13 protein-coding genes and 1 riboswitch are annotated in these 13,846 nt (G+C 69.8%); of the genes, 8 read left to right on the top strand and 5 right to left on the bottom strand.

Features of this window, described 5'->3' with window-relative positions; all coding sequences use genetic code 11:
- Positions 1 to 5: 5 nt before the first annotated feature.
- On the bottom strand, positions 6 to 1,562 hold the full coding sequence (locus ACZ7IB_RS13165) for an acyl-CoA synthetase (RefSeq protein WP_470912243.1): 1,557 nt from the start codon (positions 1,560 to 1,562) through the stop codon (positions 6 to 8).
- A 111-nt stretch (positions 1,563 to 1,673) separates the two neighbouring features.
- Here ACZ7IB_RS13165 and ACZ7IB_RS13160 point away from each other — a divergent pair, with 111 nt between their 5' ends.
- Positions 1,674 to 2,315, top strand: coding sequence for a TetR/AcrR family transcriptional regulator (locus ACZ7IB_RS13160; protein ID WP_383072152.1), 642 nt, complete (start codon positions 1,674 to 1,676; stop codon positions 2,313 to 2,315).
- A gap of 84 nt (positions 2,316 to 2,399) precedes the next feature.
- Positions 2,400 to 3,590 (top strand): serine hydrolase domain-containing protein, encoded by a 1,191-nt coding sequence (locus tag ACZ7IB_RS13155; RefSeq protein WP_470912240.1) that lies wholly within the window; start codon positions 2,400 to 2,402, stop codon positions 3,588 to 3,590.
- Positions 3,591 to 3,620: 30 nt separating this feature from the next.
- Here the strand turns inward: ACZ7IB_RS13155 and ACZ7IB_RS13150 are convergent, their stop codons facing one another.
- Positions 3,621 to 4,622: a DUF6745 domain-containing protein gene (locus ACZ7IB_RS13150; RefSeq protein WP_470912237.1), complete on the bottom strand. Its 1,002-nt coding sequence runs from the start codon at positions 4,620 to 4,622 to the stop codon at positions 3,621 to 3,623.
- Between the two features lie 109 nt (positions 4,623 to 4,731).
- On the bottom strand, positions 4,732 to 5,058 hold the full coding sequence (locus tag ACZ7IB_RS13145) for a hypothetical protein (protein ID WP_470912233.1): 327 nt from the start codon (positions 5,056 to 5,058) through the stop codon (positions 4,732 to 4,734).
- Positions 5,059 to 5,258: 200 nt separating this feature from the next.
- Here ACZ7IB_RS13145 and ACZ7IB_RS13140 point away from each other — a divergent pair, with 200 nt between their 5' ends.
- Genes ACZ7IB_RS13140 through ACZ7IB_RS13115 form a run of 6 tightly spaced genes read left to right on the top strand, consistent with a single transcriptional unit; the run spans position 5,259 to position 11,420 of the window.
- Positions 5,259 to 6,215 (top strand): STM4015 family protein, encoded by a 957-nt coding sequence (locus ACZ7IB_RS13140; protein WP_470912231.1) that lies wholly within the window; start codon positions 5,259 to 5,261, stop codon positions 6,213 to 6,215.
- A 6-nt stretch (positions 6,216 to 6,221) separates the two neighbouring features.
- Positions 6,222 to 7,193 carry an STM4015 family protein gene (locus ACZ7IB_RS13135; protein ID WP_470912227.1) on the top strand — a complete coding sequence of 324 codons (972 nt, stop codon included), beginning with the start codon at positions 6,222 to 6,224 and terminating at the stop codon, positions 7,191 to 7,193.
- Between the two features lie 4 nt (positions 7,194 to 7,197).
- Positions 7,198 to 8,319 carry an STM4014 family protein gene (locus ACZ7IB_RS13130; RefSeq protein ID WP_470912225.1) on the top strand — a complete coding sequence of 374 codons (1,122 nt, stop codon included), beginning with the start codon at positions 7,198 to 7,200 and terminating at the stop codon, positions 8,317 to 8,319.
- Between the two features lie 37 nt (positions 8,320 to 8,356).
- Positions 8,357 to 9,172 carry an STM4013/SEN3800 family hydrolase gene (locus tag ACZ7IB_RS13125; protein WP_470912484.1) on the top strand — a complete coding sequence of 272 codons (816 nt, stop codon included), beginning with the start codon at positions 8,357 to 8,359 and terminating at the stop codon, positions 9,170 to 9,172.
- Positions 9,169 to 10,533 (top strand): STM4012 family radical SAM protein, encoded by a 1,365-nt coding sequence (locus ACZ7IB_RS13120; RefSeq protein WP_470912223.1) that lies wholly within the window; start codon positions 9,169 to 9,171, stop codon positions 10,531 to 10,533. The genes ACZ7IB_RS13125 and ACZ7IB_RS13120 overlap by 4 nt, the downstream gene beginning before the upstream one ends.
- Before the next feature lie 8 nt (positions 10,534 to 10,541).
- The gene (locus tag ACZ7IB_RS13115; RefSeq protein ID WP_470912219.1) at positions 10,542 to 11,420 is read left to right on the top strand and encodes an STM4011 family radical SAM protein; all 879 of its coding nucleotides are present in this window, start codon (positions 10,542 to 10,544) and stop codon (positions 11,418 to 11,420) included.
- Between the two features lie 48 nt (positions 11,421 to 11,468).
- On the opposite strand, the gene ACZ7IB_RS13110 is transcribed toward ACZ7IB_RS13115, so the two are convergent.
- The gene (locus ACZ7IB_RS13110) at positions 11,469 to 12,314 is read right to left on the bottom strand and encodes an SGNH/GDSL hydrolase family protein (protein ID WP_470912216.1); all 846 of its coding nucleotides are present in this window, start codon (positions 12,312 to 12,314) and stop codon (positions 11,469 to 11,471) included.
- 189 nt (positions 12,315 to 12,503) lie between these two features.
- Complete coding sequence (locus tag ACZ7IB_RS13105; RefSeq protein ID WP_470912213.1) at positions 12,504 to 13,445, bottom strand: M23 family metallopeptidase; 942 nt, start codon at positions 13,443 to 13,445, stop codon at positions 12,504 to 12,506.
- A gap of 3 nt (positions 13,446 to 13,448) precedes the next feature.
- Positions 13,449 to 13,605: riboswitch (cyclic di-AMP (ydaO/yuaA leader) on the bottom strand.
- Positions 13,606 to 13,846 lie beyond the last annotated feature (241 nt).

Here is a 13,846-nt window from a genome sequence, read left to right as displayed (position 1 = left end):
TCCGTTCAGTGGACGCGGCGTTCGGCGCCGGTCCAGTAGCGTTCGCGGATGGCGCGGCGGTCGATCTTGCCGTTGGGGTTGTGGGGAAGGGCGTCGGTGAAGTCGATGGAGCGGGGCTTCTTCATGCGGGCAAGCCGGGACGTGCAGAAGTCGATGAGCTGGCTCTCCTGAAGCTCCGCGCCGTCGCGCAGGACGACGACGGCCTTGACGGCTTCGCCCCATTCGGGGTCCGGGATCCCGACGACAGCCGCCTCGAACACGTCGGGGTGCTGGTGCAGGGCGGATTCGACCTCGACGGCGTAGATGTTGAAACCGCCGGAGATGATCATGTCCTTCTTGCGGTCGACGATGAAGATGTAGCCGTCGCCACGGCGCCGCGCGAGGTCGCCGGTATGGAACCAGCCGTCGTGGAAGGTCTCGGCGGTCAGGCCGGGTTCGTTGAAGTAACCGGGTACGACGTCGGGGCCCCGGACGGCGATCTCACCGATCTCGCCGTCGGCGACCTGGGCACCGGAGTCGTCGACGATCCTGATCTCGGCCTCGGTGAGGGGGCGGCCGCAGGACAGCAGCAGTTCCTCGTCCTGGCCCTCGATCGCGCGCCGGTGGTCGTCGGTCGACAGGAACAGCACTCCGGAGGTGGTCTCCCCGCAGCCGTATCCCTGAGAGAGTACGGGTCCGAACAGCTCCCACGCCTCGCGGATCCGCGCCGGTGACATCGGTGCGGCACCGTAGATGAGCTGGCGCAGGCTGGAGACGTCGCAGGCACCCCGGTCAGGCAGCGCGAGCACCGTATTGATCATGGTCGGTACGACGAACGCATGCGTCGCGCGTTCCCGTTCGACGGTGGCGAGAAAGACTTCGGCGTCCCAGCGCTGCATGACGACGGCGCATCCCCCGGCGAAGAAGATGCCCATCAGAGGCATGCCGGAGGCATGGGTGACGGGGCCGGCCAGGATCTGCTTGTCCCCGGGTCCGACCCGGGTGTCCGCGTTCATCACGGACTTGCGCATCAGGGCGAGACGGTTGCCATGCGTCTGTGTCGCCGCTTTGAGCTTGCCGGTGGAGCCGGAGGTGAAGTGCAGGACGGCTGTGTCGTCCTCGTCGCAGTCGACATCGACCGGCTCGCGGGGGGTGGCGGCAAGGACCTCGGCATAGCCGGGACCGAGGTCGCCCGGTCCGTCGAAACCGATCACGCTCTTCACCTCGCTGCCCGGCACGGCCTGCCGGGCCGCCTCCACATGGGCGGCGTCCACGAGAAGCACCCGGGCGTGCGACTCGCGCAGCAGATGGGCCACTTCCTGTACGCCGAGGCGTGCGTTGACGGGGGCGCGCACCAGTCCGGCCTTGTACAGGGCCACTTCGGTGACGACGAGTTCGGCGCGGTTGGCCGCCAGTGTCGCGACGCAGTCTCCGGGCGTCAGGCCGAGGGCGCGCAGCGCGGCGGCGAGCCGGTCGCTGTGCTCGTCGAGGGCGGCATATGTGAGCCGCGTGCTGCCGCAGACGACGGCTTCGGCTTCGGGATGGTGGTTGCTGGTCCTGCGTACATATCGCCCGAGGTTCATGACGACTCCGTAACTGAACAGACTGTCTGTTAATGATCTCGATGGCGGGAAACGTAACGCGCGGCAGCCTGCCGGTCAACGGTTCGAAAGGAAGACGCAATAATCCAGGGCATGAAGACTGCAGGTGACCGCCGTGTCCGCCGCACCCACCGCGCCCTGCGCGCGGCCCTCGTCGACCTCGTCCTGGAGAAGGGATTCCACGCGCTCAGCGTCGAAGAGATCGCCGAGCGCGCCGATGTCGCCCGCGCGACCTTCTACGCGCACTACCGGGACAAGGAGGACCTGCTCCTCGGCATCGTCCGGGATCTCGCAGAGGACCGCGAGCGCCTTCTGCCCGCCGTCGAACAGGCGCAGACACAAGGCTTCACCGGCCTTCCGGTGCTCTACATCTTCCGGCACGCGGAGCAGGAGAGGCGCGTCTACCAGGTCATTCTCCGAGGAGAGGGCGACGGGCGCGCTCTGCGCGAGTTCTCCGCGATCATCTGCAAGCGCGTCGAGACCGTCTTCCGGGAGCGCGCCGCGCAGCTCGGCGTCACACCGCGCATCCCGTTCGATGTCATCGCCCGGGCCTGGACCGGCGAGCTCATCGGCGTGCTGACCTGGTGGGTCGAGAACGACACCGGTTACAGCGCCGCCGAGATCACCGGACACCTCCGGGATCTGTCCGTGTACGGCCGCGTCTGGGCCTCCGGGCTCGCCCCGTCCGACGCTCCGGGCGCCTTCGACCCCCCGGCGGCCGAGTCGGGCGCATAGGCCTGCCGACCGGAACGAATCTGGCACGTTTCTGGACACGCTGTACGCTAATGCTCAGTTGGCAGCACCGACAGGAGTGGGCGCATGACCGAAACACCTTCGCTGACCGAGCTGACCTGGGCACGCGGATTCACGGACCCGGCCTGGGTTCGCCGGCACACCACGTCCGGCCGCGAGACCGTGCCCAGCCGGCGCGTATGGCGCGGCAGGACGCAGCCGCTCGACGTACCCTGCGCACCGCAGGATCTCGACGCGCTGGAGTTCACCACGTCCGGCGGCCGGTCACTGACCCTGTCGGCGCTCTTCGCCGCCGCCCAGACGGACGCCTTCCTGGTCATGCACCGCGGCACCGTGGTCTACGAGCGCTACCTGCACGGATACGAATCCCACGTGCCGCACTTCAACGCTTCGGCGGCGAAGTCGTACATCGGCCTCCTGGCAGCGATCCTCGCGGACCAGGGGCTGCTCGACCGCGACGCCCTCGTCACCCGATACGTCCCCGAACTCACGGGAACAGCGTTCGGAGAGGCACGGGTCGACGATCTGCTGCACATGGGCACCCTGATGAGCTACGCCGGCCGGCCTTTCGACAAGGCGATCGAGGCCCAGCGGTACTTCGCCATCCTCGCCCCTCAGCTGCGCCCCTACGGCTACAGCGGCCCCACCAGCATCCGCGAACACCTCGCCACCGCCCGGGCCACCGGCAAGCCCGGCACGGAATTCCGCTACGAGAACGGCAATGTCGAGGCCCTCGCGGAAGTCCTCCGCCGCGTCACCGGCATCAGTACGTCCGCGCTGCTCAGCGAGGTGATCTGGTCCCGGCTGGGGGCGGAGGAGGACGCCTACTACATCCTCGACTCCGAAGGAACCGAGGCGGCGTGCGGCGGCTTCAGCGCGACCTTGCGTGACGTGGCCCGGCTCGGCGAGATGATCCGATGCGGCGGCGCCGTCGGTGACCGTCAGATCGTGCCCGAAAGCATCGCCACGACGATCGCCACCGGCACTCCGGACGGCTATCCCCGGCGGGTCCGCTTCCCGGCGGCACCCCCGGACTCGCCCGCCACGCTCTCGTACCACGACCTCTGGTGGATCCTGAACGATCCCTACGAGTCCTTCATGGCCAGCGGCATCCACGGGCAGCGTCTGGTCATCTCCCCCAAACTGGACCTGGTCATCGTGCACTTCGCCTCCCAGGTCATGTCGCCCTCGGTCCCCCCGGCGCCGTTGGTCCCGGCCTTCATAAGGATCGGCACCCACCTCGACGCCGGGATCTGAAAGGCGCTCCGCCTGCTCGGCCCGCGAAGGTCAGGTCTGGCGCAGGGGTGCGTACGCATCCCCTTCGAGTCCGAAGGTCCAGGCCACACCCTGCTTCGCGGTCCTTGTACCGGGCGGCACCCGGAGCCAGTAGGTGCGGTGGGTTCCGTCCGGCTCCGGGGTGGAGTTGACGACCTCGACCATCACCACGTCCTCGTCGCCGTCCAGCGCGATCCGCCAGAGGATGCCCGTCTCGTCCCGATGGACCGGCTCGGCGCCCGACTCGGTGAGGTAGCGGTCGTAACCGTAGAACTCCAGCATCACGCGGCGCAGTTCCGCGTTCTCCTCCTCACGTATCCGTTCGGGGGTCAGGGAGTTCAGTTCCGCAAGGAATTCGGCGGGCACGGGCATGCCTCGCCAGGCGTGGAGCGCGAAACCGTCGCGGTAGGCGAGCGCCGGGCCGTCCCCTCGGTCGAGCCGGCCCGCCTCGTCCCGGTGGAGCGCTTCGGGGCGCTCGCTGATCACGACCACACGCTCGTACGGCCACCACCAGCCCGCGTGCCTCGCGACCTCGGCCAGACCGTCAAGCCGCTCGCCCCGGCCGTCGAACGCGGCGAGCCAGGCCGCATCGTGCTGGCCCAGGACCGCGTCGAGCAGCACCAGCCGGACATCGGACTCGTCCTCGGGGCGCTCCGTGAGGTCCGCGACGACACCGGCCCTGATCCGCTCGGCGAGCGCCGCCGTGGTCTCCCAGAGCTGCGCCCCCGTGGCGGACCACAGGGCGGACCAGCCCGCCGGGCCCAGCTCGTCGTACATCCGGCGCCGCTCCTGCGCCCAGGGCCGGGTCCGTACCTCGTCACGCACCGAGCGTCCGGCGTCGACGAGCTTCTCGACGGCCCCCACGGCGGCCCTGGGCGAGTCGACCCAGACGATCCGCTCCGGCTCGGCAAGTCCTGCGCTGCGGTAGGCGAGCCGCAGCCCGTCCTCGGCCGCGGCCCGGTCCGCCGCGCCGGTCGCCGCTGCCACGGCCCGCCATGAGTCCACGTACTGCATCGGTCTTCCCCGTCCCCTGATTCCGTGTCGTTCGGTGTTCTGTGTGTACGTGCTCCGGATCTCTGATCCGGCTCGCCGATCCGCTGCTGCCCGAATGGGCCCGGCGGCGTCAGTCCGCGACGATACGGACCGCCCCCGGGGCGTACTCCCGCTGGCGCACCACTCGGTACCAGCCCTTCGACAGCGGTATCACCGCGTGCTCCTCGTGAACCACCCGCCCGCCTTCGGGGAGATGGAGCAGCATCGGCCCGAAGGCACCCGCCTCGCGCATCAGCCGGCCCGGCCCCTGAACGGCATGGGCATGGCCGGTGACCTCGCCCAGCGCGAGGACCATCCGCCCCCGGCCGTCCCTCGGTTCGCCCGGCGCGTCCACCAGATGCGCGGGCACCGCCGACTCCTCCAACGACACGATCAGTACATCGCCCTGCCGGTACACAGAACTCTCCCCTCGATGGCCGCACCCGCTGTGCCGGCCACGAGGAAAACGCTAAGGGGAGGGTCTGACAATCGACCGGCGACCGGCTCTCACGGGCGTCGGTGAACATGTCACGGACCGTCCCCGGTCGCGCCGTTGTCAGTGCGGCTTGATAAACCTTGCGGACATCAGCCGTCCCCCAGTACCAGGAGCCCAGGGTCATGTCCGGTGTGGACCATCTGCACGAGTTGCTCGGCCTTCCCGCCGTCGATTTCCAGCACGCGACGAAGGAAACACCGGTGCAGGCCGCCGATGCGGCGGCCTGGCGCATCACGGTCGATCCGTATGACGACGAGTGCGAGATGACCTGGGAGGAGGCGTTCCAGGCGTTTGTGACGGCGGTCGACCCGGCCGGTGTGCGGGCGCTCATCATCGGTCAGTGGGGCGAGTCGTACGAGGAGACCTCGTCCTATCCGATCGATCTGGTCATCGCCGCGGCCGACCGGCTGACCTCGCTGGAGGCCGTCTTCGTCGGCGACATCACCCCGGAGGAGAACGAGATCTCCTGGATCGAGCAGTCCGATGTCACCGCACTGCTGACCGCGTTCCCCGGCCTGCTTGAGCTGGGTGTGCGCGGCGGCACGGATCTGGTCTTCTCCCCCACGAAGCACGAGCGGCTGCGTTCGCTGACCATCGAGACCGGCGGCCTGCCGGTCGGAGTGGTCCGCGGCATCCTGGACAGCGAACTGCCCGCGCTGGAGCGGCTCGACCTCTGGCTCGGCGTCTCCGCGTACGGGGGCGACGCCGATGTGGCGGACCTGGCACCCCTGCTCTCCGGCTCCCGCTTCCCCCGCCTCCACCACCTCGGTCTGCGCAACAGCGAGGTGCAGAACGAGATCGCGGCGGCCGTCGCTGGTGCCCCGGTCGTCGCCCAGCTCCGTACCCTCGACCTGTCGCACGGCACTCTGGGTGACGAGGGCGCGGCGGCGCTGCTGGACGGCCAGCCGCTCACCCATCTCGAACGGCTGGATCTGCACCACCACTTCATGACCGAGCCGATGGAGCGCCGGATCACTCAGGCGCTGGAACCCCATGGGGTGCGGGTCGATGTATCGGAGCGCGAGGAGCCCTGGGGCGGTCGCGGTGCCGAAGGCCGCTACACCGCGATCTCGGAGTGATGCGCGATGACTGACATCGAACACCCGGAGGTCTTTCACAGCCTGCCGGTGCTGACTCTGCCGGGGCCGGCCGAGCCGAGCACCGCGCCGCTCCCGGCGGCCGACGCGGTCGCGTGGCGGCTGGAGAGCGCCTGGCAGGGCGATCTGACGTTCGCCGCGCTGTGGCAGCACTTTCTCGACACGGTCGACACTTCGCGGGTGCGGGCGCTGCTGATCGGCCCTTGGTGGCAGGAGGAGTACGAATCCTTCGCGCCCGTCATCGAGCTGCTGGCCGGCCATGCGGACCGCTTTCCGGCCCTGAGGGCGATCTTCCTCGCCGATGTCGTCAGCGAGGAGTGCGAGCTGTCGTGGCTGGAGATGGCCGACATCACCCCGGTGATCGAGGCGTTCCCGCAGCTGGAGGAGTTGACGGTACGCGGGTGCGGCGAATACATGCAGGACCAGGAGCGTCTGGCCCTGCGGCCGGTGCGGCACGAGTCGCTGAAATCTCTCAGGTTCGAGTCGGGCGGTCTGGCCGCGGATGTCGTACGCGCGATCGGCGCGTCGGAGCTGCCCGCGCTGGAACGCCTCGAACTCTGGCTCGGTGTCTCGTTCTACGGCGGCGATACGACGGTTGCCGATCTGGCACCGCTGCTGTCGGGCGGCCGATTCCCGAAACTGCGCCATCTGGGGCTGCAGAACAGCGAGATCCAGGATGAGATCGCCGCAACTGTGGCCTCCGCCCCGGTGGTCGCCCAACTGGAGTCGCTCTCGCTCGCGATGGGAACCCTCAGTGACACGGGCGCCCAGGCGCTCCTGGACGGCCAGCCGCTGACCCATCTGACATCGCTGGATCTGCATCACCACTACATCACCGATGCGCTGATCTCCCGTATTCAGGACCTGCTCCCGCCCCAGGGTGTCCACGTCGATCTCGACGAAGCGGACTACTGGGATCCCGAGGACGACGAGCCCCGCTATGTCTCCGTCGACGAATAGCCTCATGCCGCGCTTCGCGGTCGTCTGCAATCCCGGCAACCGCCGGGTCGCGCTCTTCCAGGACGCCGTGCGCGCCGCCGGGCTGCCGGCCGCGCGGGTCGTGCCCTGGCTGGACGTCCTGCGCGGCGGGGCCGCCTTCCGGCCGGGCGAGACCGTACGGATGGATTCGCCGGGTGAGGACGCCGAGGTGGAGCGGCTGCTCCGGGCGGTCGGCGATCCGGCCAGGGTCGAGGGGACCGCCCTGTGGTACGCCCGGTTCACCTCGGCTGTACGGGCAGTGGCGCGGGCGGCAGCCGCTTCCGGTGCCGTTCTGCTCGACGACCCCGACGATGTCGCGGTGCTGTTCGACAAGCGGCTCTGCCATGCCGTGCTGGACGGCGCCGGAGTGCCCGTGCCCGCGTCGCCGACCTCGGGAGCCGCGTCCCCCGTGGTGCGCGACTGGGCGGACGTACGCGAGCGGATGGCGGCCCATGGCATGCCCCGGGCCTTTGTGAAGCCGGCTCACGGTTCGTCCGCCTCGGGGGTGCTGGCCGTGGAGACGGCCGGACCAGGCCGGGTCAGGGCGACCACATCGGTGGAGCGCGACACGGCCGGCCGGCTCTTCAACTCGTTGCGGGTGCGTCGCTGTACGACGGAGCGGGAGGTCGCGGCGATCGTCGACACACTCGCACCGGACGGGCTGCACATCGAGCGCTGGCTGCCCAAGGCCACCCAGCGCGGCCGCGCGGCGGATCTGCGGGTCGTGGTGGTGGCCGGCCGCGCCACCCATGCCGTCGTGCGCACCAGCCACTCCCCCATGACCAATCTTCACCTCGGTGGCGAGCGCGGAAGTCTCGACGACGTCCGTGCGGCCGTCGAGGCCGCGGGCGGCAGCTGGGCCGAGGCCCTGGCCGTGTGCGAGAGGGCAGCGGCCTGTTTCCCGGACACGCTGTGTGTGGGCGTCGATCTGCTGCCCGCAACCGGCTGGCGGCGCTTCGCCGTCGGCGAGGTCAACGCCTTCGGCGATCTGCTGCCACGGCTGACCGGCCTTGCCGGCAGCGGCGCCGAGGGCCTGGACACCTACGCGGCGCAGGTCGCCGCCGTACTGAACAGAGCAAGGAACCACCGTGCAACCGCCACCTGCTGACACCGCGCCCGCCCTCGCGGACGCCCGGAACCCCGACATGAGCGAGATCGTGGGCAGCCACGACCTGCTGCTCATCACCCTGGACACACTGCGCTACGACGTGGCGGCGGAGCTTGCCGCCACCGGACGCATCCCGCATCTGGCGCGCCATCTGCCGGACGGCGTCTGGGAGAAGCGGCATGCGCCCGGCAACTTCACCTACGCCTCCCACCAGGCAATCTTCGCGGGATTCCTGCCGACACCGGCCGGCCAGGGGCCACACCCCCGGCTGTTCGCTGCACGTTTCGCGGGCAGCGAGTCCACCGCTTCGGGCACCTTTGTCTTCGACACCCCCGATCTGCTGTCCGGCCTCGCCGATGCGGGCTACCGCACGGTGTGCATCGGCGGCGTCGGCTTCTTCAACCGGCAGGGGCCGCTCGGCTCCGTACTGCCCGGCATGTTCCAGGAGAGCCACTGGGAACCGGAGTTCGGCGTCGCGTCGCCCACTTCCTTCGAGGCGCAGGTGGCCCGTGCCGAGCAGGTCGTCGCCGAACTCCCCGCCGAGCAGCGGCTGTTCCTCTTCGTCAATGTGGCCGCCATGCACCAGCCCAACTGGTTCCACCAGCCGGGGGCCACGCGCGAGGCGGGCGATTCCCGCGCCACCCATGCCGCCGCCCTGGAGTACGTCGACGCCCACATCGGCCGGCTCTTCGCCGCCGCGAGCAGCCGCCGCCGCTGTTTCGCCATCGTCTGCTCCGACCACGGAACGGCGTACGGGGATGACGGCTACACCGGTCACCGACTCGGTCACGAGTCCGTCTGGACCGTTCCGTACGCGCACTTCTTCCTGGAACCGGGGGCCACCGCACCATGAGCCGCACCACGACCGTCGCGCCGACCACCCGCCCGTACCAGAGCTACGTCTACGCCTATCCGCACAAGACCGCCTATCGCCCTCTGGCCGACCGGCCGGCGTTGCGCGAGTTGTGGGCGGGAGAGCGCAAGGACGCGCTCTCGCTCTATCTCCACATACCGTTCTGCGAGGTCCGCTGCGGCTTCTGCAATCTCTTCACCCGGATCGGCGCTCCCGACGAGCTGACGACCCGGTATCTCGATGCTCTGGACCGGCAGGCCACCGCCGTCCGCGACGCGCTGGGAGACACCGAGCCGGTGCGTTTCGCAGCGGCGGCGTTCGGCGGGGGCACTCCCACGTTCCTGACCGCGGCGGAGCTGGAGCGGCTCTGCGACATCGCGGAGAAGCGGATGGGCGCCGATCTGCGGTCCGTCCCGCTGTCGGTCGAGACGTCGCCGTCGACCGCGACGGCCGACCGGCTGGCCGTCCTCGCCGACCGCGGGACGACGAGGATCAGCATCGGCGTGCAGAGCTTCGTCGAAGCCGAGGCGCGTGCCGCTGTGCGACCGCAGCGCCGCGCGGAAGTGGAGGCGGCGCTGGACCGGATACGTGATGCCCGCATCCCGATCCTGAACATCGACCTGATCTACGGCATCGACGGGCAGACCGAGGACAGCTGGCGCACCTCGCTGGACGCGGCGCTCGGCCGGCAGCCGGAGGAGCTGTATCTCTATCCGCTGTATGTCCGCCCGCTGACCGGTCTCGGGCGGCTCGGCGCCGACGGCGAGGCAGCCGCGGACGCCGCTTGGGACGAACAGCGGCTGCGGCTGTACCGCGCGGGCCGGGACCATCTCCTCGCCCACGGCTACGAGCAGGTGTCCATGCGGATGTTCCGCCGCGCCGACGCCCCGCGGACGGACGGCCCCCACGACTACGCCTGTCAGACCGACGGCATGATCGGCCTGGGGTGCGGCGCCCGTTCGTACACCTCGAAGCTGCACTACTCCTTCGAGTATGCGGTGGAGATGCGTGAGGTGCGGGCGATCATCGACGGCTACACCGCGACCGAGGACTTCTCGCGCGCCGAGGTCGGACGGTATGTCGACGGCGACGAGGCGCGCCGCCGCCACCTCCTGCAGTCCGTCCTCCAGGCCGAGGGGCTGCAACCCGCCGACTACCGGAAGCGGTTCGGCACCTCCCCGGCCGACGACTTCCCCGCTGAACTGGCCCGGTTCGAGGCGCGCGGCTGGCTCGACGCGACGGCCGGGGCGTCCGGCCCGCTGCGGCTCTCCCCCGAGGGCCTGGCCCACTCCGACGCGCTGGGTCCCGAACTCTTCTCCCCCGGCGTACGGGCCGCGATGGCCTCGTACGAACTGAAGTGAGCGCACCCATGGACCTGACCATTCTCTACCGCGGTCCGCTCGCGTCCTGCGATTACGACTGCCCGTACTGCCCGTTCGCCAAGCGGCGCGACAGCCGGGAGCAGCTGCGCGCCGACCGCGCCGCGCTGGAGCGGTTCACGGCGTGGGCCGCGGCGCAGACCGGCGACCGGCTCTCGGTCCTGTTCACCCCCTGGGGCGAGGGTCTGGTCCGCTCCTGGTACCGGCGTGCGCTGATCGAGTTGGCGCAGCTGCCGCACATCGGCCGGGTCGCCATCCAGACCAATCTCAGCACCCGTACGGGGTGGCTGGCCGAGGCGGGGGACGCCGGACGCGAGAAGATCGCGCTCTGGTGCACGTACCACCCGGGGCAGACGCCGTACGAGCGGTTCCTCACCAAGTGCCGGGAGCTGACCGCGCTCGGCATCCGCCACAGCGTCGGTGTCGTCGGTCTCGACGACCATCTCGACGAGGCGCGGCGGCTGCGGGCCGCCCTGCCGGACGAGGTCTATCTCTGGGTGAACGCCGCGGAGGGGCACACCTATACGGACGAGGAGGCGGATCGGTGGACGGGCCTCGACCCGCTCTTCCCATACAGTCGGCATCCGCACCGGTCGGCCGGGCTGCCCTGCCGGACGGGCGAATCGGTCATTTCGGTGGACGGTGACGGCACGGTGCGGCGCTGCCATTTCGTCCCGGCGGTGCTCGGCAACCTCTACGACGGGAGCTACCGGCGCGCTCTCGGCCCGCGGGCCTGTCCACTGGCTGTCTGCGACTGCCACATCGGCTATGTGCATCTGGAGACGCTGCCGCTGTACGACGTCTTCGCGGGCGGTGTGCTGGAACGGATACCGGCGTCCCCGTTGTCGCCCCTCGCCGGACGGGCCTGAACCTCCAGTCCGTCCGGCGAGCGAGGGCACCACGGTGGCGGACGCCGCCTAGAGCGGCAGGAGGTCCGGCCGCTTCGCCTCGACATGGTCGCCGGAGGATTCGCCGCGCAGCCGCCGGCCGATCCATGGAACCAGGTACTCGCGCGCCCAGTGGATGTCGTCGCGCCGTACTTCGAGCGTGCCGCGCTGTGCCTGTGGGGGCCATTCCTGGTCGGGGTCGGCCGGCACACCGATGCCGAGGACCTGGGCGGCACGCAGCGCGACCCTGGTGTGTCCCTCGGGCGACAGATGGAGCCGGTCGTCGTCCCAGGCGCGCCTGTCCTGGACGGACCGCAGCGACCACAGGTCGAGGACCGGGCAGTCGTAGCGGTCGGCGATGGACCGCACATGGGCGGTGTAGGTGGCGATCTTGCCGCGCAGATGGCGCAGCACGGGAACGCCTCGGGTGTCGAAGCCTGTGGTGACCAGGACGGTGCCGACCGATTCGGTCAGCTCGGCGACCGCGCGCTCGAAGCGCTCGGCCACGTCGTCGGGGTCGGTGCCGGGCCTGATGATGTCGTTGCCGCCCGCGCAGAAGCTCACCAGATCGGGTGCGAGCTCCTTGGCGCGCGGCACCTGCTCCTCGACGATCTGGTCGAGGAGGCGTCCGCGTACGGCGAGATTGGCGTACCTGAAATTCCCGTGAGCGGAGCCTTCGGTGCCCGTCCCCGCATCGGGGTCCGGGAGCTGGTCCGCGAGAAGTACCGCGAAACGGTCCGCCCAGCCGACGAAGGTTCCGTCCGGGCCGGGGTCGCCGACTCCCTCGGTGAAGCTGTCGCCAATCGCTGCGTACGACCCGATGACGCCATGTCGGTTGATGACGCCACGTTGATTTTTTCTCGAATCGTCTGCCACAAACGCTCATCCTGCACCGCCGAATGTGACCTACGCGACCGTAATAAGGGGTTGACGGGTGGTGAGATAGACCACCCGGTCAGGTTTTGGTAAAGGGGGAATAAGCAGAAGGGACGGTGCGCCGTCGCGCACCGCCCCTTCTGTGTTGCTCAGGTCATGCCTTGTCGCTCAACTGCCCGGCCGTTCGGCTCAGACGTAGATGCCGTGCGAAGCCAGGTAGGCGATCGGGTCGATGTCCGAGCCGTACGCCGGGCCCGTGCGGACCTCGAAGTGCAGGTGCGGGCCGGTGGCGTTGCCGGTGGCGCCGGAGAGGCCGATCTGCTGACCGGTGCTCACGGTCTGGCCTGCGGAGACGGAGATCGAGGACAGGTGGCCGTACTGCGAGTAGTGGCCGTCGGCGTGCTTGATGACGACCTGGTTGCCGTACGCGCCGCCCCAGCCGGCGGTGACGACGGTGCCGGAGGTGATGGTCTTCACGCCGGTGCCGGTGAAGACGGGGAAGTCGATGCCGGTGTGGCTGCCGCTGGACCAGTTGGAGCCGGAGGCGCGGTATCCGGTGGTGTGGTTGCCGGGGACCGGGTGGGTGTAGCCGGAACTGTTGCTCTGGCCTGCCGGGGCGGAGGTCTTGGATTCCGTGACCGTCGAGGCCTTGGCCGGGGCGGACTTCTCCACGACCGACGAGGGCACCGAGGGGGCCTTCGACGGGAGGGCCGCGCCCGCGCCGGCGCCGGTGGACGCGGCGTGGCCCGACTCCTTGCCGCCGAGCGTCAGCTTCATGCCCGGGAAGATCAGGCTGGGGTCTTCACCGACGACCTTGCGGTTGTTCTGGTACAGCTTCTGCCAACCGCCCTCGACCTTGTACTCGGTGGCGATCTTCGACAGGTAGTCGCCGGAGACGACGGAGTACGTCGTGGTGGCGGCCTGCTTCTGCGCGACCGGCTTGGCCGGGGCGGCGTGCGTGGCGGCGGAGGCCGACTGCGGCGCGGCGGTCGGGGCCGACTGCGGCGCGGCCTGGGCACCGGTGGCGCCGAGCAGCGGCAGTGCGATGACGGCACCACCGGCGCCTGCGGCGGCGATGCCGCGGGCGATGGCGCTGGACTTCGTACGACGATGCTTACCCGATATGGGCATGACGTGCTTCCTCTCCGGCGCCTGCGAGGTGAGCTGTCGGGTTCGGGCTGGAGATGCCCGGCCGCACTGAGCGCGGCTTCACCCCTAGCCGGCCGGATTTCTCCGATCGGCGGCCTACCTGGTTCCCCCGCTCCTGCCACGCGATGAGTGGGTGCGAATTCCGGGCGGCGGCAGGATTAGGCGGTCCGTCCGGATTGACGGTGACCGTAAGCGAGTCGGGACGGCGATAACAACCCACTGGTTCCGTACCGGAATCCGCGCTCGGAAATCGGCGCGGAATTCTGGTCACACTCCGTGGATCAAGAATCTTGTCTTTCCGCGCCGCGCACGGAATACCCGACTGCCCCGCCAGCACACACCGTCACGGATATGATTCCGCTCACGAGAGGGCGACCATCTCC

The organism is Streptomyces sp. NPDC037301 (genome assembly GCF_055602785.1).
The sequence above is the reverse complement of the archived record's forward strand: the minus strand, read 5'-3'. Positions and strand labels throughout refer to the sequence as shown.